Here is a 23754-nt window from a genome sequence, read left to right as displayed (position 1 = left end):
ATGTCCGGCCACTCGGTGATACATATCGTAGAACACGTCGCCTGTAAAAACCGACGCGCGTACATTCACATAGCAACAGTATAACCGGCATACACGTCGTTTCATGGTTACTTTCGGTCTGTGGTGTGGGTCTCAACTGTAGTGCCAACGCACTGTTAATTGAGCAGTCGACAACGGGGGGCGGGGTGTGCCCGTTGCCGTGTGGACACCCGGACTGGGATGGATTCCGATTCGTGGAAACCGGCGGCATACGGGGAGGGCGCTGGCAGCCGGGAACCGTCTCAGGCGGTCGCCGGCGTTTGACCCGTCGGTCGGGAGCATACTAAAGCTACCAGAGACTAAAAACTGGTTTTAAACGTCGAGAGCTGTGGGTTGTAGACAACCCACGCACCTTGGTACTCGCCGTCGACGGATTTGCACCGGACTGCGAGATGGAAGACAATTTTGGGTCGCCCATCGGATTCCGACTGGATGTTGCGCCCTGATATTGGCCTGCCGAGATTCAGGTGGGGCCGTTGGTTCTCGTTGTAACGTACCTCCTGGTAATTGTCGTCCTCTCCGGACTGGTGATCATCTCCCCCGGCGTATCGCCGCCGTCCGTCTTGGGAATGCTCTGAGGTGTCTTCCTCGTCGCACTCACGGTTGGTGCGCTCAGAATTGAGACCGTCTCACCGCGCTCTCTGCTCCCGCCTGTTCGCACACTGATTCCCGTGATCGGGGTGGTCATCGCGTTCTGGGGACTGTACAACCTCTGGCTCGTCGCCCTGTTCCATGCATCGATGAATCAGCCGCCGGTCGTCGTATCGATGAACATCCCGTCCGAGCTACATTTGGTCGCCAGTGTGATCGAGTATGCCGCCATCGTCTCGCTTGTCTACCTGACTGCTCGCGTGGTAGAACCTGCCGGGACACCGCTGATCTGGTCACGGCGGAACAACCCTGCCTCGACCGGGGACTGATACTGCCGGCTGTACGTCTGTGAAGAATCTCACCACCTCGGGGTGGCGAATCTCTTGAAATAGGTACAGCCGGCAGTATGAGCAGTCGCTCCGCAGTTGAGGTGTGGTCCGGGCCGTACGTGTTCCATTTTGTGTAGATGGCAACCAACCGTAACAGGCGGAGAGAGACTGGGCTTTATTTCCGCTTCGTACAGAGACGTGACCATGGATCTACAGACGGAAACCTGGACTGATATGGCGGCTGTCGAGACGAGCCTGGCGCTGCTTCCCGTCGGGAGCACGGAGCAACACGGGCCACACGCGCCGCTCGGGACGGACACGCTCGACGCCGAGGCGGTCGCCGAACGCGGTGCCGAGCGGTACGACGACCCCGTCGTTGTCGCTCCGGCAGTCCCTGTCGGCGTCGCCGAGGAGCATCGGGCGTTCACCGGCACGCTGTGGACCTCCGAGTCGACGTTTCGGTCGTACGTCCGGGACATCGTCCGGAGCCTCGCGAGCCACGGCTGGGACCATGTGGTGCTGGTCAACGGCCACGGCGGCAACATCGACGCGTTGCGGGAAGTGTCCGGCACGATAACCCGCCACGACGAGGCCTTCGCCGTCCCGTTCACATGGTTCAACGCGGTCGGCGACCACAGCACCGATATGGGCCACGGTGGGCCGCTGGAAACCTCACTCCTCCAGCACACGAATACCGAAACAGTCCACGAGGACCGACTGGACGAGGCGGCGGCCGGTGGTAGCGACGGCTGGGGGGAGTGGCAAAGCGGCGTCAACCTCGCGTTCGATGCAGACGAGTTCACCGAAAACGGCGTCGTCGGTGACCCGCGCGAGGGGAGCGCCGAACGCGGGGAGACGCTGCTGGAGTTGGCGACCGATTCTCTCGTCGACCTCCTCGATGAGATCGCGGACCGACCGGCCGGACCGCGTGAGTGAGGACTGACAGCGACATCGGTAGCGCAGGCGTGGATAGACTAACTGTGAATATATCTGGACATTTCAAATCTATCTGTCGGACAAGTGTGCGTCAATCGGTTTAGTATGGAGAAGGAAATACGCAGAACTGACGTTTGGAACTAAATCAGACTTAAATATAGCCATATGTGTGATAGCGGTCAGAATTTGTCCGGCACCATTGACGTTCCCGCGTATTGGCCGGAAGTGGATGCCCCGGTTCAGTCGTCGCCTGCCCCTCGCTTCCGGATCTGTTTCCCGCCGGCGTCTGGCGTCCGAAGCACCGCTTCGTCCGTTTCCGGACCCAGCACCTCCACGCGGACGCTCGACACTTTGTACTCGGGGATGCCGGCGGTCGGGTCGAACGTCTCGCCGGTGAGCTTGTTGACCGCGCCAGCTGCGAAGTGCATCGGGATGAACAGCGTCCCCGGGCCGACGCGCTCGGTCACCTGCGCCTTGACGACGATGTCGCCCCGGCGGGACTCGACGCGGACGTACTCGCCGTCACTGATGCCGAGTTTCTCGGCCGTCTCGGGATGCACCTCGACGAAGCTCTCGCCGACGTGGCTCATCAGCCCCTCGACGCGGCGGGTGATCTGGCCCGTGTGCCAGTGATACAGCACGCGCCCGGACGTGAGCGTGAGCGGGTACTCCTCGTCGGGAATCTCGCCGGGATGGCCGCCGTCGGCCGGAACGAAGCGGGCTTTGCCGTCCTCGAAATTGAAATTGCCGTCCTCGTAATCATAGAGATACGGCGTGCCCTCGTGGCCCTCGTCCCAGCAGGGCCACTGCAGGCCGTGTTCCTCGCCCGATTCGAGCCGGTCGTACGTGACGCCGCCGTAGATGGGCGCGAGCGAGTTGATTTCGTCCATGACCTCCCGCGGGTGGTCGTAGTCCCAGTCGTAGCCCAGCCGACGGGCCAGCGCCTGCGTGATTTCCCAGTCCTGGCGGGCCTTGCCCGGCGGCTCGGACGTGGGGCGGACCCGCTGGATGCGTCGCTCGGTGTTGGTGAACGTACCGTGTTTCTCCGGCGAGGTGGCCGCCGGCAGCACCACGTCGGCGTAGTCCGCCGTTTCGGTCATGAAGATGTCCTGGACGACGAGGAACTCCAGGTCTTCCAGGGCCTCGGCGGCGTGCTGGATGTCGGGCTCTGAGAGCGCCGGGTTCTCGCCGACGACGTACATGCCGCGGAGGTTCCCTGCGTGGGCCTCGGCGAGCATCTCTGGTACTTTGAGTCCGGGCTCCTTGGGCGGGCGCTCGCCCCACGCGTCGGCGAACTTCTCGCCGACCTCGTCGTCGGCTGGGTTCTGATAGCCCGGGAGACTCCCCGGAAGGGTCCCCATGTCGCCACCGCCGCCCTGAACGTTGTTCTGGCCGCGGAACGGCGAGAGGCCGGCTCCCGGCTTGCCGACCTGCCCGAGGACGAGCGCGAGGTCGGCCATCGCGATGAGGTTCTCCGTGCCGTGGCTCTGTTGGGTCATCCCCATCGCCCAGCCGAAGACGACGCTGTCGGCGTCGGCGAGTGTCTCGGCCGCCGAGGCGAGTTCCTCGGGTGACACGCCCGCCAGTTCCTCGACTTTTTCGGGCGTGAACGCCTGGACTTTCTCCTTGACTTCCTCGAAGTTCTTCGTGTTGCGCTCGATGAACTCCTCGTCGTGGAGGTCGTGTTCGATGATGTACCGCATCAGGCCGTTGAGCCAGGCCACGTCGTAGCCGGGGTTCGTGCGAGTGTACTGGTCGGCGTGTTCGGCGATGCCGATTTTCCGCGGGTCGAACACGACGAGGTCGGCCCCTTCCCGGACGTTCTGCTTGATGCGAGTGGCGAGCACCGGATGTGACTCCGTGGTGTTGGAACCGCTGATGAGGTAGGCGTCAGCCTCGCCGATGTCCTCGTTGATACGGTTGGTCATCGCGCCGTAGCCAAGCGTTTGCTGGAGCGCTGCGACCGTCGAGGAGTGGCATAGCCGGGCGCAGTTGTCGATGTTCTTCGTGCCCAGCACCTGCCGGGCGAACTTCTGGACGAGGTACGCTTCCTCGTTGCTGCCCTTCGAGGAAGCGAGACAGCCCAGCGAGTCGATGCCGTGCTGGTCCTGAATCTCGGAGAAGCGCTCGGCCACATAATCGAGCGCCTCGTCCCAACTCGTTGGTTCGAGTTCGCCGTCGTCGTTGCGGATGAGCGGCTCGGTGACCCGCTGTTTGCTGTTGGCGAACTCGTGGCCGAACTTCCCCTTGACGCAGGTCGAGAAGTTGTTCGCGGGCGCGTCGTCGGGGTCATCGACCGGGACGACGCCGAGTGAGTCGCCGTCCTTGCCCCACATCTCGAAGCGACAGCCGACGGCACAGAACCCGCAGGTCGTCTCCTGCTTGTCGATTTTCGAGAGGCGGTAGTCGCTGACCACGCTGGCGATGTCGAACAGCCGGCCCTCGGGCATCGTGTTCGCTGCGATACTCTCGGCGGTGTGTTCGCCGGCGAGGAACGCTTTCTTGCCGTAGTCCTTGGCGATGTCACCGGCCCGCCGTTTCGCCGCAGACGCGAACTTGGCCAGGCCCTTCTTCCCCTTCGGCGCTCTCGGGTCGCCGGGCTCGAACCCGCGGTTCGGAGCGGTGGTGTCGTCGATGGTCTCGACGTCCTCGTGCTCGATGACTTTCCCGATTGAGTTCCGTTGGGTAAAGCCCGGAAGCGGAAGCGTCGCCGCACCGCCGATCCCCTTCTCTGTCAGCGAGCCGGTGGGGCACACTGTCGCGCAGTGGCCACACGAGACACACTCCGAGTCGTGCATGGTTTCGGCGTCGGACTGGAAGCCGATACGGGTGTCCTCGCCGTGGCCCTCGATACGGAGGACACCCTCGACCTGAACGTCGTTGCAGGCGTCGACACAGCGGTTACAGAGGATGCACTTGTTGCGGTCTATCTGGATGAACGAGGAGGTGTCGTCGATGGGTTCGTACTGGTCGCGCTCGTCGAAGACGCCGTAGCGGGGGTGGTCGACGTCTTCGCTGATAGCGGCGTCTTGCAACTCACAGCGGCCGTTCCCGTTGCAGGTGGTACACCGGAGATTGTGGTTCGAGAGCACGAGGTCGAGATTAACGCTACGGGCCTCCTCGGCGTCGGGGGAGCCCGTCGAGACGGTGAGGCCGTCTTCGGCGGGGAACGAACACGACGGGACGAGGCCGTGTTCAGCCGTCTCGACCATGCAGGTGCGACACTCGCTGCGCGGGCCGATCTCGTCGCTGCAGTCCCCACCGCGGTCGTAGTAACACAGCGCCGGCACGTCGGCGTCGTCTTCGACGCCGTCCGCGCCGGGGTCGACGCTGACGACGTCGTCATCGAGGTCCTGTAGGGCGTCGATGATGGTCGACCCCGGACCGACGGTGACGGAGTGGCCGTCGACGGTGAGCGTCGTCGGGTCGTCCGTGTCGGTCCCCACGTCGGGGTCGTTGGCAGTTCCGGTCTCGAACTCGCGGGTGACTGCTGTCTCGGGCTGTGGGTCGTGTAGGTCTGGAACTCGTGGAATCGATTTGTCTGTGCTCATAGTTTCTCCGTGCAGGTGCCGCTGGGACAGTGGCCGTCCGTGTGGGCGCGGAACTCCGGCTCGAACTCGTCGATGGCGGTGGTCACCGGCCGCGGCGCGTGCGCACCGATCTGGCAGTTGCTGGACTGGCGCATCACACGGCCCAGTTCGCGTATCTTGTCGCTCTCGAACGAACCCTGGTAGATGTCGCGAAGGAGTTCAGCGAGCTGTTTTGTCCCCTCACGACCGGGGACACACCGGCCGCTGTTTTCCATCGACGCGAACCGGGCCCGTTTCCCGACCGTCTCGACGGCACAGCGGTCGGTGTCGAACAGTTCGACGACGCCGTCGGTCCCGAGGCCAGCGGCTCGAAGCGACTGGGCGGTCGGTGCCATGTCGAGGTTTCGAGTGATGCCACCGAGGACGCCGCCGACACAGGCCATCTTGCACGAGCCGTCCATCTCGACCGCCTCGCGGGCCGCCGTGAGGCTGCCGCTCGATCCGAGTTCGACCGTCGCCGGGTCCGGAACGTCGCCGGTGACGGTTACGATTCGCGTCCCCGGGTCCGCGGCGTCAGCATCGATGCTTTCTGGCTCGGCGACGGCCCGCTGGACCTGTGCGAACGTCCGCGGCGTGTGGATGACTGTTGGGCGACCGTACAGGCCGTGCTTGGCCGGTGAAGGCGGCTGGAGCCGCGGTTCGACGCGGTCAGCCCCCTCCAGTGCTTCGAGCGCCGCCGTGGGTTCGCCGGCGCGGAACTCGTCCGGACCGGCCACCAGTTGCGGCACGACGGGGAGCGTGTCGGCGGCCGCGTCGATTGCCTCTCGGAGGTGCGCCTGTAAACCCGTCTGTGATTCGTTGATGTAGATGACAGCGTCCTCGGCGTCCACGTACCTGGCGACCGCCGCAATCCCGTCGAGGACTGCCATCGGTGCTCCGGACAGGAGTGTTTCGTCGCCTGTCGGGAGGGTGCTGGCGTCGTTGGCGTTGCAGACGACCACCGGGTCGCCGTCGGTCGCTCTGACCGTTTCCCACACGTCGGTGATTGGCTCGTCGGCGGCCGCGTCCCCGCGGCCCCGACCCAGCAGCCCGGCTACCGCCGCAACGTCGGCGGTCCGCTCAGTCGAGACAAACGACCAGTCGGCCGCGTCCAGCGGGGCGACCCAGCCACAGGGACCCAGCACCGACCGTCGGCCGACCGAGAGCGGGCCGCGCTCCGGGACGGGAAGCGACGCCGTCTCAGGGTCGTGCTCGACGACGGCGTCCGCGTCGGCTGTCAGTACTGTCCCCGCTTCGAGTTCGTCGACGAGGTCACGGACGGTCCTCGGTGACGGGTCGCCGTAGAACGCTGTCCGTCCGCCACTCGTGACCATTACCAGCGGCGTGGCCGCTGTGATGCCCGTCGGCCCCGTCCTGACGACCGGGACCGAGTCCGCCGCTGTCCGTGCCGCGGAGCGGACCCGGTCCCCGCTCTGTGACCCGCCATCCGTCGACACGCGGACGACGGTCGTATGAGCGAAGGCCGTGGTTTCCTGTGTCATACTCTGTGCGTCGTGCTGAACGATTAAAAACCCCGGCCGAGCGGTCCCGGTCGCAGTGGAGCCATCTATCCCCACAACATATCACTTGCGTATACACTGATCGGACAGCGCTGGCCGGGTCGTTCCGTCGAAACAATGAGGCAGCGGGACCTTACCCCAATCGAAACGATGAATCCACGATTCGAGGAAGTCAAAACGGAGGCGTCAGCCGCGATAACCGAATCCGACCTGCGCTCGGTGTACACTGGCATCATCCACGAGGACGGCCGCCACGAGTACTACTTCGGTAACGACACCGAAGAGGCGGCCGAACTCCGCGAGGCAGCGGCGATACAGCTCGGGATGTTGCTTCGCGTCCTCGCGGACCGCTCGGACAGTAGCGTCGGGGAACTGACGACCCTCGCCGCTGAGCGAGCCGAACAGATGGAACTGCGGTAGAGAACGGAGCGGCCGTACTCGCTATAGTAACAATTGAAACGATTTACACACTGATCGCACTGCAGTCGTGCGATCAGGTGTGCATTGATTTTCAATGGCTACTATAGTCGGCGGTGGCGATGGCTTCGATTTCGACCGCTGCGCCCTTCGGCACCGCACCCACGCCAACGGCGCTCCGTGCCGGCGGGTCCGACTCGAAGAACTCGCTGTAGGCCTCGTTGAACACGTCGAAGTCGTCGATGTCGTCGAGATAGACCGTCGTCTTGAGCACGTCATCCAGCGAAAGGTCCTCTGCCGCAAGAATCGCCTCGACGTTACGGAGACACTGCCGCGTCTGGTCGGCGACTGGCTCGTCGTCGAGGAGTTCGCCGTCTGTCGTTAGCGGAAGCTGCCCGGCAGTGATGAGGAGGTCGCCGTTCGACGCTGCCTGACTGTACGCGCCGACCGCGGCCGGTGCCTCGTCGGTGCTGATTACGCGCTTCATACCCAACCCTACCTGACCTCGTTGCATAAATCCCGCCCGTGTCGGGTCGCACTCGCACAACGTTCTCGGGAGCTTACCAGTTGTGTCCAGTCATTGATTGATGACGACAATCGCGGTCAGCGCCAGTCCGATGCCCGCGGCTTTCGTCAGCGTCATCGACTCCCCGAACGCGATGACGCCGATGACTGCGGCGGTGATGAAGTACATCCCACCGATGGTGGAGACCACCGACGTCGACCCGACGGTTACGCCGACGAACGTCGAAACCACGCCGACGGCTGCCGCGACGCCGGCCGCGCCCGCGAACAGCAAGCCTCGGTTCGTGACGACCAGTGACGCGTCGGAGACAGCGACGTACATGCCGGTGACGACAGTTGCGGCCGCATACGACACGAACGCCGCAGTCTCCGGGTCCATCGTACTCGACGCGACGTTGCCGAACGCTATCCAGAACCCCCAGGCTATCATCGTCCCCAGTCCGAACAGGACGGCGGCGTTCATCTGTCCGGCCTCCGCGTGAGTCGGTTCCAACTCCCTCCAAGCGCTCCTGGCGAACAGCGACATCTGTACTCGTGCAATCGACGCATTGATAAGATCGTACGGGGCCCGCTGTCTTGAGTGCGGTGTCCGCTCGCCGCGTGTTTTTTATATCGACTCCGACAACAGTATGTCAATGGCTAACGTCCCGGAAGACTCCTCGGACCGGACACTGGAGGACGTGTTCTATCCGGCCGACAGGGTTCCGTTCGTGGAGTGGGACGAGCTATCCGGCGCGAAGCCGACGGTCGTTCTGACCGGTGTGGTAACGCTCCTGGCGTTCGTGACCGGACTTTCGAATCTCAGTCAGGCGTCGCTGGCTCTGGATGGCCCGCTGACCGCAGTCGTCGACCTTCCGCTACCCTTCGTCCGGTTCGGTGGGGTGTTGTTCGCGTTCATCCTCGGCGTCGTGACGGTCGGGCTCCAGCGACGCAAGCGACTCGCCTGGCGCGTCGCGGCTGTCGTGTTTCTCGGTCTGGTGCTCTTGCCGCTTGCCACGTTTCAGCCCACGGACATCCCCCTACTGGTGATGACGCTGGTCACGTACCCGTTGCTGGTCCGGAACCGCCACCGCTTCGACCAGTCGCTCGCCCTCTCGCCGATTCAGATCGCGTCGCTGTCGGCGATTTTCGGGGTTATTCTCTACGGGACTGTGGGCGCGTACGGACTTCGCGCCCAGTTTCTCGAACTCGACAGTTGGAGCGATGCCGTCTACTACGTCGTGGTCACCATCGCGACGGTCGGCTACGGCGATATCACACCCGTGACAGCGGAAGCACGGTGGTTTTCGCTCTCGATCATCCTGTTCGGGACCGGTGCGTTCACCGTCGCCGTGGGCGCGCTCATCGGGCCGGCTATCGAGTCCAGAATGGCGACAGCGTTCGGAGTCATGACAGCATCAGAACTCACACTTCTCGAGGACCATATCGTGGTTCTGGGGTACGGAGACGTTACGGCATCGCTGCTCGAGGAACTAGGCGACGAGACGGAAGTCGTCGTCGTCACGCCCGACGAAGAAACGGTGGCGTCGCTGCAGGGCGAGGGCGTGAATCTGCTCACCGGTGACCCCACCGACGAGGATGTCCTCAGGGACGCACGCGTCGGGTCGGCAAGCGGCGTTGTAGTGGGGAGTAACGACGACGCACGGGACGTGCTCGCGGTTATTGCGACGAAAAACGTCAATCCGGACATTCGGACAGTCGCGGCGGCGACCGCCGAGAAACACGTCGAGAAGTTCCGCGCGGTCGGAGCGGACGAAGTTATCAACCCTCGCTCCATCGGCGGACGCCTCCTCGGGCAGTCGGTACTGGGCCGCGGGTCGGGCGAAGCTCTGCTGGACAGAATCGGGACGGACGGCGACGGGACCGAAACCGACGCCCCGAACTAAACTGTCCTGCAGCCTGCCTGCCACTGACAGGACCGAGACGCCCTGACTCCAGTTTGAAGCGCGCTCTAGGATAGTAATATATGTATTCGATACTGAATATCAGGGTATGGCCACCTCGGACGCCAGTGGCATTGCGGAGATCGTCGGCCGAGTACTGGTGCCACTGTGTGCCGCGTCCGGGGCGCTCGTGCTCGCGGGGTTCTTCTTTCCGACGCTCGTCGGCGAAGCCGTGACCGGCCCGGCGTGGCTGACTATCGCCCTCGTGTTTTTCAGCTCTGGACTGTGTTACATCGCGCTGCTTCCGTACTCCGAAGACGACACCGCGCCGGCCGCGGCCGATGTCCTCCTTCGGGTCCGTAGGACTGATGTCCGGCAGGCCGTCCGCGAGTTTCTCACACAGCACGAGCCAGCGATCCTCACGTTCCCGGTGCTCGTGTTCGCCGCGTTCTTCGGGCTCCAGGCGGCATACCCGACACGGACGACCAATGCCGTTGACGCGGCAGCAGCCACGGTGCTGCGTGGTGGTGGCCCGCTGTTTCTCGCCGCCGTCTTCCTCTCCGTCTGTTACTGCCTGTTCTTGCTGGTGGGTCCCTGGGGCGACATTAAGCTGGGCGGTCCGGATACGGAGCCAAGCTACACCTATCCGACGTACTTCACGCTCGTGTTCACGGCCGGTATCGCGGCCGGACTGGTGTTCTGGGGCCCGACAGAAGCCCTGTTTCACTTCGAGCAGCCGCCCCCCTACGTCGGTGTAGCGGCTCAATCACCGGAAGCTATCAACGGCGCGCTGCTGTACACCCTCTTCCACTGGGGCGTCTCGGCCTGGAGCGCCTACGCCGTCATCGGTGTCCCGATAGCGTACTTCGCGTTCACCCGGGGTGCACCGCTTCGCGTCTCGACGGTGCTAGCGCCGATTCTCGGCGCTGAGGGGCTAGATTCGGTGTGGGCCAAACTCGTCGACACGCTGGCCGTCTTCGCCACTATCGGCGGCATCGCCACTTCAGTCGCGCTCGTGAGTGAGCAGTTCCTCGCCGGTATCAACTACCAGTGGGACGTGGCAGCCGGTGATGTTGGGCCGGTCCTGTTCGTCGGTGGATTGACGCTGATATTCGTCGTCTCCAGCGTGACCGGAATCCACCGCGGCATCCGCCGTATCGCCGGTCTCAACATCGTCCTGTTCGGCCTGTTCGCGCTCCTCATCGTCGCCGTCGGTCCGCGGTCGTTCATTCTCCAGCGAGGAACGCAGGCGCTCGGGACCTACGTGGTGGCGTTCGTGCCGTTGAGTCTCCACACGGGCGGGCAGTGGGTCACGGAGTGGACCGTCTGGAACTGGTCGTGGTGGTTCTCCTGGGCTCCCTTCGCGGGGCTGTTCGTCGCCGCCCTCTCCCGCGGTCGTCGGGTCAGGACCGTCGTGTTCACGAGCGTCGTCGCAACCTCGGCGGCGACGATGGTCTGGTTCCTGCTACTCGGTGGTACGTCGCTGTTCATCCAGCAGACGGGCCGGGCCGATATCCTCGCCGCTATCGCACAACGAGGGGGTTCGGAGGCTATCGCCGGGTTCCCGCTGTTCGCGTCGCTGCCACTGGGACAGCTCCTGATGTTCCTGTTTCTCGCGCTTATCATCGTGTTCATGACCACTTCGGCGGACACCTCGACGCTCGTCGTCTCGGTTCTGGCGACGCGCCGGGGACTCGCACCGTCGACGACGCACATCGCCTTCTGGGGCGTCTTCCAGGGTGCGGTCGCCGTTTCGGTGTTGTTACTGGGGGGCGCTGAGACGCTACAGGCGCTGGCTGTTCTGACCGGCGGGCCGTTCGCCGTGATATCGCTCGTGGCGGCTGGCGGGCTGACCGTGACCTGGTACCGGAACGAACAGGACCACACGTCCCTCGTCAGGCGCGCCGTCAGGAAACTGCCGGACATTCAGACGCATCACGACGTGGACCCGCCAGAAAAGAAATAAACCGCGGGCGTTGCGGTTTCAGGCCTCGGCGATCCCGGTACAGAAGTTCTCGACGATCTGTTTCCCGGCGTCAGTCAAGATGCTTTCCGGGTGGAACTGGACGCCGATGTGTGGTTTCTCGGCGTGCTGGACGCCCATCACGATGCCCTGCTCGTCGTTCGTGTGGGCTGTTTCCTCGAGCGTGTCCGGTAGTTCCGTGGCCTCGACAGCCAGCGAGTGATACCGCCCGACTTCGAAGGGGTCGTCGACCCCGTCGTACAGCCCCGTCCCGTCGTGGTGGACTTCCGAGGATTTCCCGTGGACCACGTCCGGTGCATGGCCGACGGGGGTTCCGTGGGCCGCACAGAGCGCCTGGTGGCCCAGACAGACGCCGAGCGCAGGGTATTCCGTCTCGGCGAAAACGTCGATTGACACGCCGGCATCCGCCGGCGTCCCGGGGCCCGGCGAGACGACGACGCCGTCCGGGTCGAGGTCGCGGATGCCGTCCACGTCGATAGCGTCGTTCCGGCGGACGGTGACAGCGTCGAACTCGCCGACGTACTGGACCAGATTGTAGGCGAAGGAGTCGTAGTTGTCGATGATGAGTATCATCGCATCCCCTCCATCGGTTCGGTCCCGGATTCGACCGCGAACGACCCCTGTTCGCCGAGCGCCTCGTCGACAGCAGTGACGAGCGCCCGGGCCTTGTCCAGCGTCTCTCGGTACTCTGCCGCCGGAACGGAGTCGTGGACGATTCCGCTTCCGACCCGAAGCCGATATTCGCCATCGTAGTGAACCAGCGTCCTGATGGTGATGTTCAGCGTGGCTCGGTCGTCGAAACCGAACATCCCGATGCTGCCGGTGTAGGGGCCCCGGCGCGTCGTCTCCACTTCGTCGATGATCTCCATCGTCCGGGGTTTCGGCGCGCCGGTGATGGTTCCGCCGGGGAACACCGCAGCGACCGCATCGGCGATGCTCACGTCGTCGCGCAACTCTCCGTCGATGAGAGAGACGAGGTGCATCACCTCGGAATACCGGTCGACGCGGCGGTACTCGGCGACGTCGACAGACCCGTACTCGCTGACCTTGCCGAGGTCGTTGCGTTCGAGGTCGACCAGCATCGCGTGCTCGGCCCGCTCTTTCTCGTCGTTGCAGAGGTCATCCTCCAGTGATTCGTCTTCTTCTGGAGTCGCGCCCCGCGGGCGGGTACCGGCAATCGGCTCTGTCAGCAACTGGTCGCCATCGACGTCCAGCAGCAGTTCCGGGCTGGCGCTGACGAGGTCGACGCCGGGGAACTCAAGTAGGGCCGAGTACGGGGCCGGGTTCACCCGGCGGACGGCGTCGAAGGTGTCGACCGGATGGACGGCCGCCGGGGCGGTCAGCCGGTGTGATACGTTCGTCTGGAAGGTGTCGCCGTCCCTGACGTACTGTTTTATCTGTCGGACGCGGTCGGCAAACGCCGCCTCGCCGCACTCGCTCTCGAAGGTGGCCTGACTCGCCGCGGTCGGCTGGGCCCGGACGTGTGTCTCACCGCGGATGGCGTCCTCGGCCAGTTCGCGGGCCATCTCACGGCCGCGGCCGTATGCCGCTCCAGGAGACCCGTCGACGATGGGACACGCTGTTACGTGTAGTTCCACCTCCCCGTCGTGTGGCTCCTCCCACGCGGCGACGCAGTCGAAGACGCCTAACTGGAGCCGTGGGAGGCCGTCCGAAACGGTCGTCTCCGGGATATCTTCGAGCTCCCGCGCCACGTCGTACGACAGCCAGCCGAACGCGCCACACGGGTACGGAACCGTACAGTCACCCCGCACCAGGTGTTCGCGGTCGAGTAGCTCGTCGATGGCCTCGATACTCGGACTCCCGCCGTCCTGTGCGGGCGTTGCCCCCGCAGAGACTTCGATTTGCTCGACCGGGTTGACGCCGAAGTACCCCCAGCCCGACTGCCCGCCGGTCGTTTCGAGATAGAAGCCGTCTGCGTTCCCGTCCCGTACACGGCGATACGCCTCGAACGGGTCAGGGACTGTGACGCGTGCTTCGACCGGCACGCGAGCGCCGTCCGCTGCGGTCCTCGCGGTTTCGATGAACGATTCTCTGTCGGTGCTGATCCGAATCTCACTCATAGTGCAGTTGCTCCCGGACGAGAGGCTCATGCCTCCCGGTATGGTTGTGTAGACCAACCACGGGTTCGGACAAAAACCTTCGGTCCCCCGACCTCTGTCGGAAATACTGTCGATTTGTCGACCGCTTGTGGTGGCTCACTGGACGAATAGCCGTCGGGACTTCAACGGTTGGACTATTCCGCATCTCCCACTATACCCGCAGGGTTTGAGACGGGTATCGAACGCTTGCCCGGCCCCGGCAGCCGACCGTCCAGCAGCGGTTCCCACTCCGGACACCTGACCGGGGACTCCCGGGACGATAGCGAACCTAGCAATAATGACTACAATCATCGACGGCAACGAGATCGGCGACCAGATCACAGCGGGCGTCGCGGCGTGCACGGACACGCTCGTCAGCGAGGGTGTCACACCAGGGCTGGCGACGGTGTTGATGAGCGACGACGGCGCGAGTGAGACGTACGTCTCAATGAAACAGCAGGCCTGTGAGGAGATCGGCATCGAGGGGTTCCATCACGAAATCAGCGCGGACGAACCGGCTGAGACGCTGTTTTCGACCATCGACGAACTGAACGCGGACCCGGCCGTCCACGGAATCCTCGTACAGATGCCGGTCCCCGTCCACGTTACCAAACGCGACGTATTGGAGCGCATCGATCCGATGAAAGACGTCGATGGGTTTCATCCCGAAAACGTCGGCCGGCTCGTCGCGGGGAACGCACGATACAAGCCCTGTACGCCCCACGGAATACAGAAGATACTGGCCGAAACTGGTGTCGAGACGGAAGGGAAAGACGCCGTTGTCGTCGGTCGCTCGGACATCGTCGGCAAACCGATGGCGAACCTGCTCATCCAGTACGGGCCGGGCGGGAACGCGACGACGACCGTCTGTCACTCCCGGACCGAGGACCTCGCCGAAAAGACCCGCAGCGCGGACATCGTGATCGCCGCCGCCGGGGTTCCGGAAATGATAGACGGGTCCATGCTCTCGGACGGCACCACGGTCATCGACGTGGGTATCAATCGGGTCGATGCTGACACCGACAAGGGATACGAACTCGTCGGCGATGTGGACTTCGAGAGCGCGAAAGCGATGGCGGACGCTATCACTCCGGTTCCGGGCGGCGTCGGCCCGCTCACCATCGCGATGCTGATGTACAACACCGTGAAAGCGGCTAGCCTGCAGTCCGGCGTCGATATTTCCCTCCCATAGGACGGGGCCACGGCCCGTCCGCAGGGCTTCCTGCGTGGATTGCTACACGGTTTCGACTTCGCCACATTCCGGGCACGTAATCAGGAGTTCACCGGCCGGGTTCTGTCCCCCTTCGATGACGTTGTGGCCGCTAGCACACTGTTCGTGCATATACACCTCGTGGCTGTCGTGCTCACGCAGCCAGATGTGGCCCTCCTCCGGTGGGGAGACGATGCCGTGACAGAAGTAGCACTCGCCGTTCATACAGACTCGATGACAAGCCAGTCTCAAATAGCTACCTCTCAGTGTGGGATTCTGCTCGTTTGCAGTTCTACTGCGCCAGCGAGAACACAACATATCGCCAAAGGGACAACTGTTGTTTCAGAACTAAGGTGATTCAGCCCAACCATCCGATATGGACTACTGTTACACCGGCAACACACACGAGAACCTGTTCGAGGCGTACCGGGCCGACGAAGAGCCGTTCCCTACCCAGACACAGATGGAGTTCCCGCGACGGGAACACCGACGGCCGGAAGTCGACATCCTCAAGCGACTGTTCTTCCCGACCTGCTGGAACGCCGCCGAACTGGTCCGGGACGAACTCGCCGTGCTGGACCGTCTCGACGCTCTTGGCGGCCTCTTCTTTGCCGGTATCAGACCGTACTCCGGATCTGACCCCGCCGAGACAGTCGACGCTGTCATCGATCAACTCCCAGCGGTTCGAACGCGACTCAAGAAAGACGTCGAGGCCGCGTTCAAGGGCGATCCGGCGGCGAAGACGTACATGGAAATCATCCGATCTTATCCGGGGTTCATGGCGATACTCGTACAACGGGTCGCACACACACTCTACGAGGCCGGTGCCTCTGAGTACGCTCGCGAACTCACCGAATACGCCAAGACTGAGACCGGTATCGACATCCATCCCGGCGCTGAAATCGGCGACTACTTTTTCATCGACCACGGGACCGGCGTTGTCATCGGCGAAACCACGACCGTCGGGGAATGGGTCCGTCTCTATCAGGACGTGACGCTCGGGGCGCTCCACTTCGAAGCCGACGAGAGCGACGAACACAGATTGAAAAAGGGGTACAAACGGCACCCGGATATCGGCGACCACGTCGTCATCGGCGCGGGCACGAAAGTCCTGGGCGCTATCACCGTTGGCGACCACGTCAGTATCGGGGCGAACTCCTGGGTCACCGACGACGTTCCGGACCAGACGAAAGTGTACGTCACAGACCACCCGACACAGGAACGGAAACGAACCAAGTAAAACGGCAACCGGTACCGCGCGGTTTCTGAAACCGCAAAGCTACCACTAGTCGGCCGGACAAACGGTTCTGGCTGGTGTCACCGGCCCGGAAATCGCCCACACTGCCGCTGTCAGTTCAGTCGCCAGAAGTATTTCGGCTCTTATACGTTAAGATAACAACTGTACCAGCATTAGTCTCTGTTTCAATCACGACCGCCGGGGCCTTCTAGTCGTCACCGGGAACGAACTCGACGACGCCGCTCAGATTTCGTGACCAGACGCCCTCACTTAGGTCGAGTCCGTCGTTCCACTTCCCGACGACGGTCGAAACTGCGAGGTCGCCGGTGACGTTGTTCATCGTCGCAATCCGCCCGAGAATGGGGTCGACGCCAGCGACGAACCCGACGACCTCCAGCGGGAGGCCGACCTGCGTGAGAATCACGGTGAGCATGACGATGCCCGCTCCCGGAACGCCGGCGGTTCCGATGCTGATGAGAACGGCCACGATCAAGACGAAGACCTGTTCTGTGAGCACCAGTGGCTGTCCGACGACGTTCGCGGCGAACATCACGGTGACTGCCTGCCGGATGGCGGCCCCGTCCATGTTCGCCGTCGCACCGACTGGGAGCGTGAATGAATACACCCGCTCGGCGATCTGCAGGTCTTCGTCCGCATTACGCATCGTGACGGGGAGCGTTCCGCTCGAGGACCGAGTCGCGAACGCGGTTACCATCGCGTCTTTCGCCCCGCTGAGGAACGCAATCGGTGACACGTCGGCAACCACGCCCATCAAGAGAACGAGATAGGTGAAGCCGATGTGAATGACGATTGCGATAGTGACTGCCAGCACGAGTTCGCCCAGTGAGGAGAACAGTCCGATACCTTCAGTGCCGATTCCGGACGCCATCAATGCGAATACACCAAGCACACCGAATTCGAGGACCCCACGAACGATGACAAACATCGCTTCAGCACCCACTTCGAAGGCCTCGAACACTGAATCGACACTATCCGCGAGCGCGTCTTGCTGGGCGCGGACGTACGTCAGCGCGATTCCGAACACGATGACGAAGAAAACCGTCGCCAGCAGATTCCCCTCCGCGAGCGCCGCGACGGGATTGTTCGGCACGATACCGAGAACGACATCCAGCAGCGACGGCGGCGCTTTCGATTGCGCTTCACCGCCGCCGAACTCGAGCCCCCGGCCCGGCTGAAGCACGTTTGCAACCGCGAGGCCAACGATACCTGCGAGGGTCGTCGTCAGGGCATAGAGCCCGACTGTCGCACCGCCGATCCTTCCAAGCTTCGCGGGGGAGAGCTGTCGAATCCCGGTCAGCAGTGTGAAGACGATGATCGGGATGACCAGCATATTGAGCAGCCGAAGGAAGAGGTCGCCCACTGGTCTGACGACAGCCATCTGCTCCCCGAACGCGATACCAGCACCTGCGCCCAGTACGAAGGCGACGAAGATACGCCAGATGAGTGGGATGGATCGATACCGGCTCCATAGCGTGCGAATGGGTTGTATCATAGTACACAGCAACGGGTAGTCTTATAAAAACCCGTCAGCCCCGCCAGTATGTGCACGCGGCTATGATGCGGGCTTCGCTTACAAGATTCCGTTTGCAGACGGATTTGTCGGTACATAGCAAGTCCTGTCGCCGATCCGCTGAAAAGATAGCAAAATAACGGCTGTAGTTCGCATGTTTTCAGAAATCCAAGGCCGCTATCACTCCTGCCTGACGGTCATTATTGCCGTTTCCAGCTTCGCTGTCGATTTTCTCGAACCCAGCAGGGTGGCCCACTCAGTGACTACCTTCGGACTCTGTTCAAGCAGTGACGGCCTGCGACCTCTGATCCTATTCAGTCCGCCGGGGGACTGGTCCTCGGTTCGACGACCCGACGCAGTTCCGCTCGCAACGTCGCCCACTTCGCTGCGATGAATCCCATGAGGATGCACGCGAACCCACCAACGGTCGCGAGTGTGACCTGCTGGTCGAGCACGAGCCAGCCGGCGAGCGCAGCGAACAGCGGAATCACGTACTCGATGAAGCTCATCTCGATAGGACCTAGCTGGTCAAGTAGCCGGAAGTACAGCAGGAAACCGCCGATACCGGCGACGACGGCCAAATACAGCAGCGCCGCAAACGCGGACAGCGTCCACGATGCGTCTGCAAACGACTGTCCGGGGAGCGCGAGCACGGTGACATGGAGGACAACGGCCCCGATAGCCATCAGCCAGGCCTGTGTGGCCAGAAACGACATCGACGGACTGGTGTCGTGCGTGACGACGGCTGGGATGGCAAACGCCAGCGCCGACGCAAACACGAGCGCGATCCCGATAGTGCTGCTGAGGAGATTCGCCGGGTCGGGGTCAGCGATGACGATGACGCCGACGAACCCGAGTACTACGCCGACACCGGTATTCGCGGTGAACGTGTCATCGCTGGACGCGAGCTTCGTCAGCGCGGGCGTCACGACGGGGACGAGACCGAGCAGGACGGCGGCGACAGCCCCGGTGACGTACTGCTGTCCGGTGAACAGGAATACGTGGTGGACCCCGATCATGAGCGCACCGCCGACGACGACGTACACGTAGTCATCGCGCGTTTGCGGTCGTTCTAGCGACCCTGTGACGGTCAACGCGGCGAACAGGAGGACGGAGGCGATGTCGAAGCGGGCGGCGGCGAACGGTACCGGCGGCAGGTCGGCGAGGCCGACGTCTGTCGCCATGAATGCAGTACCCCAGATTGCAGCCAGAAGGAGAAAGCAACCGGTCGTTCGATAGCGACTCATTCAGTTGCCGGTCACCTCCCGACGGTAAAAGGGCCGTCGAAGCCCGTTGCAAATTGCTAGATGTTGCCACTGCGTCAGCGAACACTTGACGCAGTGCTGACGGCAGGACTGCAGTTGTCTGTGCATACTCGACCGAGACCAGTACGTAACTTCGACAGCGATCTAACTCTCACACCGCACGCTCCGTCACAGTCAGATCGCCTATCTGGATATCGTCTCCGCCATATGAATTGGAAAATTATCTCTCTGAAAACTTCCATCACGGAATGTACTGAGAATCTGTGTATATTTGCGAATAGCAGACTTCTATTGGCGAATACATGGCTAAATCGTGTGAATTTGACTCCGTACCTCTCCTATATTCGCACTTTCTACGATTGTATCCGCTGAGTCGATTGCTGTCTCGGGAATGCGTTCGTCCGGGTCGAACAACACCGCGGTATCTGCCTCGACGAACGCCTCCGTATCAGTGTGTGAGTCGCCGATATAGGTGATTGACGAAGGGTTCTGCGTGATTCGGATCTCTCTCAGTAGTTCTCCTTTCTGATCGGGACCGACACCGACATCGATACCCGAAATCCGGCCATCTTCGAACCGAAGCCAGTTTCCGCGAACGAACGCTGGCTCGTACTGCTCGAACTGCGTCGCGAGGTTTGCAACGCCGGCACTGAGAATGCCGAATCTGATATCCGTATGCTGGAGGTGGTCGAGGAGGTCGACGGCACCCGCTTTCGGCTTGACGGCCCGAGTCGCACGGGTGATATCTGTCCGGGTGATATCGTTCGCACGCCACACGTCGACCGCACCTCGACACCACTCCGCGAACGTAATCTGACCGGCCTCGAACCGCTCCATCAGTGTATCGGCCGCCGGTGTCGTTCCGTAGAGTGTGTGCAACAGCTCGAACCCACCGCGTTGTCGCGTGAGTGTCCCGTCGAGGTCGAAAACTACCAGATGCGACATACTACCGTTCCGCGATAACTTCTATCTCGACGTCGATGTCCACTGGCAGTTTAACCACCTCCACAGCGCTGCGAGCGGGATAGGGGGGTGACATGAGCTCACCGTACACTTCGTTCACCTCGTCGTAGTACCGCATATCGCTCACGAACACCGTCGCTTTCACCACATCGTCGAGCGAAGCACCACCGGCATCCAGAACGGCCGCTACGTTTCGGAGTGTGCGCCGAGTCTGTTCGCCGGGCGTGCCCTGGATTACCTCGCCGGTATCCGGGTCGACCGGTCCCTGTCCGGAAACGTAAACCCGGTCACCGCTAGCGATGCCTTGTGAGTACGGTCCGATACTGTCGGGGGCGTCGGCAGTTGTTAGTTCTTCCATGGGTCGTGAGTCAATTTGTCGTCGGCTGGTCGTCCGCGTCGTAGACTTCGTTGATGAACGATGTCGGCAGGCTCGTCGTCAATCCGCCGTCGAGCACCAGGTTCTCACCGGTAACGAAACTCGACAGCCCGGAGGCGAGGAACAGGGTCGTATCAGCGACTTCCCTCGGTGTCCCGAACCGACCGAGCGGATACTGGTCGAGCCAGCGCTCCCGTGCGCTCGTCTCACCGGTCCGTTCCTCCGTGTTCTCCATCTCCGCCCGCCTGTTCGCTGTTTCGATGGTCGCCGCCGAGATAACGTTCGAGCGGATCCCATGCTGACCGTAATGGGCGGCGATGTTCCGGGACAGTGCCAGCAGTCCGCTTTTCGCCTCGGAGTAGCCGGAAAGCCCGATACCGAACAGGCCGTTGACCGATCCCATGTGGATCATCGACCCGCCGCCAGCAGCGACCATCGCCGGTAGTACCTCTTTGCTCAGGAGGAACTGGCTCTTCAGGTTCAGGTCGAGCATCGACTCGAAGGTGTCCTCGTCACACCGGTGCAACAGATTCGCGGACTCGTCTGCGCCGCCAGCGTTGTTCACGAGGACCCGGATGTCCCCGAACTCCTCGATGGTCGTGTCGACGAGGTCCCGTACCGCTGCCCGGTCTGTGACGTCACATTCGACCGGAACAACGCGGCCATCGTGTGTGTCGGTCAACTCCGTCGCAACCGCTTCGACGTCCTCGTAAGTGCGCGAGCAGACGACGACGTCGCCACCCGCTTCGGCGAACCGGGCCGCGATCTCGCGCCCGATACCCCGCGACGCTCCAGTCACAATGGCTGGCCGGTCCGCTAATGATAGCTCTACCATGACACCGACACCCACGTAACCTGCCCTCTTGAAAGTTGCTCTCCGCCGCTCATGTGATTCGATACTCCTCGACGGCGTCCACGTCGATACTGATGCCGAGACCGGGGCCCTCTGGGGCGGGAAGGCAGCCGTCGCTGACGTCGAACGGAGCCTCGATGACGTCTGCCTCCCAGCCGTAGTACGTCGAATCCGGGGGCAACGAAAAGCCCGGGATGCCGGTGAACGCGTGGAGGATCGCCGCGGTTCGAATCCCCAGGTCGAACGCACAGTGGTGCGTAAAGGGAACACCGGCGTCTTCGAGGATGGCGGCCTGCTGTCGAATACCACTGATGCCGCCGGCAGGAGTCAGGTCGATAACGCCGACGTCCATCGCGCCGGCTTCCACGAGCGATTGCAGATTATGCGAGATGTACGTATCCTCGTTCGGCGCGATGGGCTGGCGGAGTCGTTGCCGGAGTCGGGCGAGCGACCTGTGTGAATCGACTCGAATCGGCTGCTCCATGTACTGCAGGTAGATTCCGGCATCTTCCAGCATCGCGCCGACCCGAACTGCCTGGTCGAGCGTCCAGCCCTGGTTCGGGTCGAGTCGGAACTCTAGCTGGCCGTCGACTTCATCGTGCATCGCTTTGATTCGCTCGACGTCCTGTCGCCAGTCCCGACCCGCCTTCGTTTTGAGGACAGTGAAGCCGGCTTCGAGCGCTTCTCGGGCCTTGATACGGGACTCCTCGGGTGAGAGGATACCAAGACAGAACGCAACGGGGACAGCCGTCGGTGCACTACTGTTGCCATCGACGCTTTGCCGGTGTTGCTGAGCCCCCTGTGTCGGTGCCGTCCACCCGCCGAGCAACTCGTACACCGGTCTGTCGAGGGCTTTGCCGACGATGTCCCAGCAGGCTGTTTCGACCGCCGCAAAGAACATATCCACGTTCGTGTACTCGACGAACACCTGCCGTCGGAGCCGCTCGATTTCGAACGGCGACTGGCCCTCGATCATCGGGCCAACGCCGTCTTCGATAATCGACTCGGTGGCCGCCGGTGACAGGAAGACACGCATCTCGCCCCAGCCGCTGATCCCCTCATCCGTGTCGACACGGACGAGCACCCGTTCCATCGAGTGTAGCTTCCCGTGATTGGTCACGTACGGCCCGATACCGAGATGTTCATCTAGGTCGGCCAGCGGTACATCTACAGTGACCGCTGACACGCCGGTTATCTCCATGCATTCCTGTCGTTCGTGAACCGATATCAAAGTACCGTTTGCCCCTATCCGCGAACCGCGTCGACGGCGGTTCCGACCCACTCCAGTGACTGCTCCGGGAGCAGTCCGTAATTGTAGAACGAGAGCCGCGGCACTCCCTTCGAGTTGAGGGTCTGTACGATATCGACAACGGTCGCCTCGTCGTGGATGGCTGGATGGCCCGGCAGGAGCCCGACGTGGAGTGGCACGTCATCGACAACTGTCTCGACGGCGTCGTATGCCTCTATGACCGCTTCGCTCGTCGACTCGTAAGCCGGAAGGCAGTAGTAATCGACGTGGTTCGAGAGTGCCTGCAGGTCGGCCCCGACTAGCCACTCGCGGCCGGGTTCCGGTGCGCCGACGTAGTAGCCAAGCGGCGTCGTTCCAGCGGCGTCAGCCAGTCTGGCGTACAGTGACGACAGCGTCTGTTCGCGGACATCGACGTATGCGGCGACGGTTTCGTGCTCCGCGAGCCAGCCGTCCGGCGAACGGTCGTGTGCCACGTCTCCGGCGACGATATCGTCTAACGTATCGGCGACAGTCGAACGTACCCGCTCAGCATCGACACCCGCGGCCTTTGCGTTCTTGCGACAGTGTGGACAGAAACACAACCCGAACAGGAACTCTCCGAGTACCCCTAACCGTGCGTGAATCTTCTGGTGGTGCCAGCCAAAGCCCGTTCCGTAGAAGTAATCGAACGTTTCCAGTTCGATACGAGCGAACTCATCGCGGGACGCCAGATCCGAAACCAGTGCCGAGAGATACGTCTGGACCGCAGGCTGGGAGGGACACAGGCCGAAGATCAGGTCGTCACCGTGTGCAGATTCCAGCGTGTACTCCGGGTTGGCCATCCCGAGCCGGGAGTTGTGGCAGCCGACTGTCCACGAATTGAGCCTCAGGTCAGACAAACCGGCGGCGGCGTCTGCGACCCAGTCGCCGTCCATCTGTTCGTACGGAACTGGTTCGAGGTCGCCGTACTCCGGGCCGGGCTGGAAATACGAACTCGCGCGGGCAAACAGCGTCCGGCGCTCCGGATTGTGCGGCGTGAACGCCTGCACGGTGTGGTAGTTCGTCGCGAGATTCAGCTCGTCGATGCCGATGTCACGCAGTCGCCGTTCCACCTCGGACGGGCCTTCGTCCAGAAGGTCCCACGGGTACGCCCACATCGCGAATTCCATACGCGACCAACTATCGTGACGATAATAAAA

21 protein-coding genes are annotated in these 23754 nt (G+C 62.7%); 7 read left to right on the top strand and 14 right to left on the bottom strand.

Features of this window, described 5'->3' with window-relative positions; genetic code table 11:
* Positions 1 to 710: 710 nt before the first annotated feature.
* Together VI340_RS17150 and VI340_RS17145 are read left to right on the top strand one after the other, a co-directional pair.
* On the top strand, positions 711 to 959 hold the full coding sequence (locus VI340_RS17150) for a hypothetical protein (RefSeq protein ID WP_008312220.1): 249 nt from the start codon (positions 711 to 713) through the stop codon (positions 957 to 959).
* A gap of 204 nt (positions 960 to 1163) precedes the next feature.
* Entirely contained in the window at positions 1164 to 1895 is a 732-nt protein-coding gene (locus tag VI340_RS17145) for a creatininase family protein (RefSeq protein WP_336358831.1), read from the top strand.
* 239 nt (positions 1896 to 2134) lie between these two features.
* Here the strand turns inward: VI340_RS17145 and fdhF are convergent, their stop codons facing one another.
* Positions 2135 to 5446 carry a formate dehydrogenase subunit alpha gene (gene fdhF / locus VI340_RS17140; protein WP_336330247.1) on the bottom strand — a complete coding sequence of 1104 codons (3312 nt, stop codon included), beginning with the start codon at positions 5444 to 5446 and terminating at the stop codon, positions 2135 to 2137.
* The gene (locus VI340_RS17135; RefSeq protein WP_336358830.1) at positions 5443 to 6966 is read right to left on the bottom strand and encodes an NADH-ubiquinone oxidoreductase-F iron-sulfur binding region domain-containing protein; all 1524 of its coding nucleotides are present in this window, start codon (positions 6964 to 6966) and stop codon (positions 5443 to 5445) included. The genes fdhF and VI340_RS17135 overlap by 4 nt, the downstream gene beginning before the upstream one ends.
* A gap of 168 nt (positions 6967 to 7134) precedes the next feature.
* Between VI340_RS17135 and VI340_RS17130 the strand changes: the two genes are divergently transcribed.
* Entirely contained in the window at positions 7135 to 7404 is a 270-nt protein-coding gene (locus VI340_RS17130; protein ID WP_008312227.1) for a hypothetical protein, read from the top strand.
* Between the two features lie 91 nt (positions 7405 to 7495).
* Here VI340_RS17130 and VI340_RS17125 read toward each other — a convergent pair whose 3' ends face one another.
* Complete coding sequence (locus VI340_RS17125; RefSeq protein ID WP_008312229.1) at positions 7496 to 7888, bottom strand: Rid family detoxifying hydrolase; 393 nt, start codon at positions 7886 to 7888, stop codon at positions 7496 to 7498.
* Between the two features lie 90 nt (positions 7889 to 7978).
* Positions 7979 to 8389: an EamA family transporter gene (locus tag VI340_RS17120; protein ID WP_008312231.1), complete on the bottom strand. Its 411-nt coding sequence runs from the start codon at positions 8387 to 8389 to the stop codon at positions 7979 to 7981.
* Positions 8390 to 8561: 172 nt separating this feature from the next.
* Between VI340_RS17120 and VI340_RS17115 the strand changes: the two genes are divergently transcribed.
* Positions 8562 to 9812: an NAD-binding protein gene (locus tag VI340_RS17115; RefSeq protein WP_336358829.1), complete on the top strand. Its 1251-nt coding sequence runs from the start codon at positions 8562 to 8564 to the stop codon at positions 9810 to 9812.
* A gap of 106 nt (positions 9813 to 9918) precedes the next feature.
* Positions 9919 to 11775 carry a BCCT family transporter gene (locus tag VI340_RS17110; RefSeq protein WP_336358828.1) on the top strand — a complete coding sequence of 619 codons (1857 nt, stop codon included), beginning with the start codon at positions 9919 to 9921 and terminating at the stop codon, positions 11773 to 11775.
* Between the two features lie 18 nt (positions 11776 to 11793).
* Here VI340_RS17110 and VI340_RS17105 read toward each other — a convergent pair whose 3' ends face one another.
* Both VI340_RS17105 and VI340_RS17100 read right to left on the bottom strand, forming a co-directional pair.
* The gene (locus VI340_RS17105; RefSeq protein ID WP_008312236.1) at positions 11794 to 12366 is read right to left on the bottom strand and encodes an anthranilate synthase component II; all 573 of its coding nucleotides are present in this window, start codon (positions 12364 to 12366) and stop codon (positions 11794 to 11796) included.
* The gene (locus VI340_RS17100) at positions 12363 to 13874 is read right to left on the bottom strand and encodes an anthranilate synthase component I family protein (RefSeq protein WP_336358827.1); all 1512 of its coding nucleotides are present in this window, start codon (positions 13872 to 13874) and stop codon (positions 12363 to 12365) included. Before VI340_RS17100 ends, VI340_RS17105 begins: the two co-directional genes overlap by 4 nt.
* 316 nt (positions 13875 to 14190) lie before the next feature.
* Here VI340_RS17100 and VI340_RS17095 point away from each other — a divergent pair, with 316 nt between their 5' ends.
* The gene (locus VI340_RS17095; RefSeq protein ID WP_336358826.1) at positions 14191 to 15084 is read left to right on the top strand and encodes a bifunctional methylenetetrahydrofolate dehydrogenase/methenyltetrahydrofolate cyclohydrolase; all 894 of its coding nucleotides are present in this window, start codon (positions 14191 to 14193) and stop codon (positions 15082 to 15084) included.
* Between the two features lie 42 nt (positions 15085 to 15126).
* Here VI340_RS17095 and VI340_RS17090 read toward each other — a convergent pair whose 3' ends face one another.
* Positions 15127 to 15327, bottom strand: coding sequence for a hypothetical protein (locus VI340_RS17090; RefSeq protein WP_008312239.1), 201 nt, complete (start codon positions 15325 to 15327; stop codon positions 15127 to 15129).
* A gap of 151 nt (positions 15328 to 15478) precedes the next feature.
* Between VI340_RS17090 and epsC the strand changes: the two genes are divergently transcribed.
* Entirely contained in the window at positions 15479 to 16342 is an 864-nt protein-coding gene (gene epsC / locus VI340_RS17085; protein WP_008312240.1) for a serine O-acetyltransferase EpsC, read from the top strand.
* Between the two features lie 205 nt (positions 16343 to 16547).
* Here the strand turns inward: epsC and VI340_RS17080 are convergent, their stop codons facing one another.
* The 7 genes from VI340_RS17080 to VI340_RS17050 all read right to left on the bottom strand — a co-directional run bounded on the left by VI340_RS17080 (position 16548) and on the right by VI340_RS17050 (position 23724).
* Positions 16548 to 17852 carry a dicarboxylate/amino acid:cation symporter gene (locus tag VI340_RS17080; RefSeq protein ID WP_008312241.1) on the bottom strand — a complete coding sequence of 435 codons (1305 nt, stop codon included), beginning with the start codon at positions 17850 to 17852 and terminating at the stop codon, positions 16548 to 16550.
* A 332-nt stretch (positions 17853 to 18184) separates the two neighbouring features.
* Positions 18185 to 19117, bottom strand: coding sequence for a DMT family transporter (locus tag VI340_RS17075; RefSeq protein WP_336358825.1), 933 nt, complete (start codon positions 19115 to 19117; stop codon positions 18185 to 18187).
* Between the two features lie 324 nt (positions 19118 to 19441).
* Positions 19442 to 20080, bottom strand: a complete 639-nt coding sequence (locus VI340_RS17070; RefSeq protein WP_008312245.1) for an HAD family hydrolase — start codon at positions 20078 to 20080, stop codon at positions 19442 to 19444.
* Position 20081: 1 nt separating this feature from the next.
* A complete protein-coding gene (locus VI340_RS17065; protein WP_008312247.1) occupies positions 20082 to 20456 on the bottom strand; it encodes a Rid family detoxifying hydrolase in 375 nt (124 codons plus the stop codon).
* Positions 20457 to 20466: 10 nt separating this feature from the next.
* On the bottom strand, positions 20467 to 21309 hold the full coding sequence (locus tag VI340_RS17060) for an SDR family NAD(P)-dependent oxidoreductase (protein WP_049943051.1): 843 nt from the start codon (positions 21307 to 21309) through the stop codon (positions 20467 to 20469).
* Positions 21310 to 21358: 49 nt separating this feature from the next.
* The gene (locus tag VI340_RS17055; protein WP_336330254.1) at positions 21359 to 22528 is read right to left on the bottom strand and encodes a mandelate racemase/muconate lactonizing enzyme family protein; all 1170 of its coding nucleotides are present in this window, start codon (positions 22526 to 22528) and stop codon (positions 21359 to 21361) included.
* 44 nt (positions 22529 to 22572) lie between these two features.
* On the bottom strand, positions 22573 to 23724 hold the full coding sequence (locus VI340_RS17050) for a hypothetical protein (protein ID WP_336358824.1): 1152 nt from the start codon (positions 23722 to 23724) through the stop codon (positions 22573 to 22575).
* Between the last annotated feature and the right edge of the window lie 30 nt (positions 23725 to 23754).

The sequence above is a fragment of the Haloarcula sp. CGMCC 1.6347 genome (assembly GCF_037078395.1).
GTDB lineage: Archaea > Halobacteriota > Halobacteria > Halobacteriales > Haloarculaceae > Haloarcula > Haloarcula amylolytica.
This window is presented reverse-complemented; position numbering and strand designations above follow the sequence as displayed.

What these genes read in the sequence shown, in the direction of transcription:
- VI340_RS17145 (WP_336358831.1), top strand. Translation starts at nt 1,164, where the DNA reads ATGGATCTACAGACGGAAACCTGGACTGATATGGCGGCTGTCGAGACG.
- fdhF (WP_336330247.1), bottom strand. Translation starts at nt 5,446, where the DNA reads ATGAGCACAGACAAATCGATTCCACGAGTTCCAGACCTACACGACCCA.
- VI340_RS17135 (WP_336358830.1), bottom strand. Translation starts at nt 6,966, where the DNA reads ATGACACAGGAAACCACGGCCTTCGCTCATACGACCGTCGTCCGCGTG.
- VI340_RS17130 (WP_008312227.1), top strand. Translation starts at nt 7,135, where the DNA reads ATGAATCCACGATTCGAGGAAGTCAAAACGGAGGCGTCAGCCGCGATA.
- VI340_RS17125 (WP_008312229.1), bottom strand. Translation starts at nt 7,888, where the DNA reads ATGAAGCGCGTAATCAGCACCGACGAGGCACCGGCCGCGGTCGGCGCG.
- VI340_RS17120 (WP_008312231.1), bottom strand. Translation starts at nt 8,389, where the DNA reads ATGAACGCCGCCGTCCTGTTCGGACTGGGGACGATGATAGCCTGGGGG.
- VI340_RS17115 (WP_336358829.1), top strand. Translation starts at nt 8,562, where the DNA reads ATGGCTAACGTCCCGGAAGACTCCTCGGACCGGACACTGGAGGACGTG.
- VI340_RS17110 (WP_336358828.1), top strand. Translation starts at nt 9,919, where the DNA reads ATGGCCACCTCGGACGCCAGTGGCATTGCGGAGATCGTCGGCCGAGTA.
- VI340_RS17105 (WP_008312236.1), bottom strand. Translation starts at nt 12,366, where the DNA reads ATGATACTCATCATCGACAACTACGACTCCTTCGCCTACAATCTGGTC.
- VI340_RS17100 (WP_336358827.1), bottom strand. Translation starts at nt 13,874, where the DNA reads ATGAGTGAGATTCGGATCAGCACCGACAGAGAATCGTTCATCGAAACC.
- VI340_RS17095 (WP_336358826.1), top strand. Translation starts at nt 14,191, where the DNA reads ATGACTACAATCATCGACGGCAACGAGATCGGCGACCAGATCACAGCG.
- VI340_RS17090 (WP_008312239.1), bottom strand. Translation starts at nt 15,327, where the DNA reads ATGAACGGCGAGTGCTACTTCTGTCACGGCATCGTCTCCCCACCGGAG.
- epsC (WP_008312240.1), top strand. Translation starts at nt 15,479, where the DNA reads ATGGACTACTGTTACACCGGCAACACACACGAGAACCTGTTCGAGGCG.
- VI340_RS17080 (WP_008312241.1), bottom strand. Translation starts at nt 17,852, where the DNA reads ATGATACAACCCATTCGCACGCTATGGAGCCGGTATCGATCCATCCCA.
- VI340_RS17075 (WP_336358825.1), bottom strand. Translation starts at nt 19,117, where the DNA reads ATGAGTCGCTATCGAACGACCGGTTGCTTTCTCCTTCTGGCTGCAATC.
- VI340_RS17070 (WP_008312245.1), bottom strand. Translation starts at nt 20,080, where the DNA reads ATGTCGCATCTGGTAGTTTTCGACCTCGACGGGACACTCACGCGACAA.
- VI340_RS17065 (WP_008312247.1), bottom strand. Translation starts at nt 20,456, where the DNA reads ATGGAAGAACTAACAACTGCCGACGCCCCCGACAGTATCGGACCGTAC.
- VI340_RS17060 (WP_049943051.1), bottom strand. Translation starts at nt 21,309, where the DNA reads ATGGTAGAGCTATCATTAGCGGACCGGCCAGCCATTGTGACTGGAGCG.
- VI340_RS17055 (WP_336330254.1), bottom strand. Translation starts at nt 22,528, where the DNA reads ATGGAGATAACCGGCGTGTCAGCGGTCACTGTAGATGTACCGCTGGCC.
- VI340_RS17050 (WP_336358824.1), bottom strand. Translation starts at nt 23,724, where the DNA reads ATGGAATTCGCGATGTGGGCGTACCCGTGGGACCTTCTGGACGAAGGC.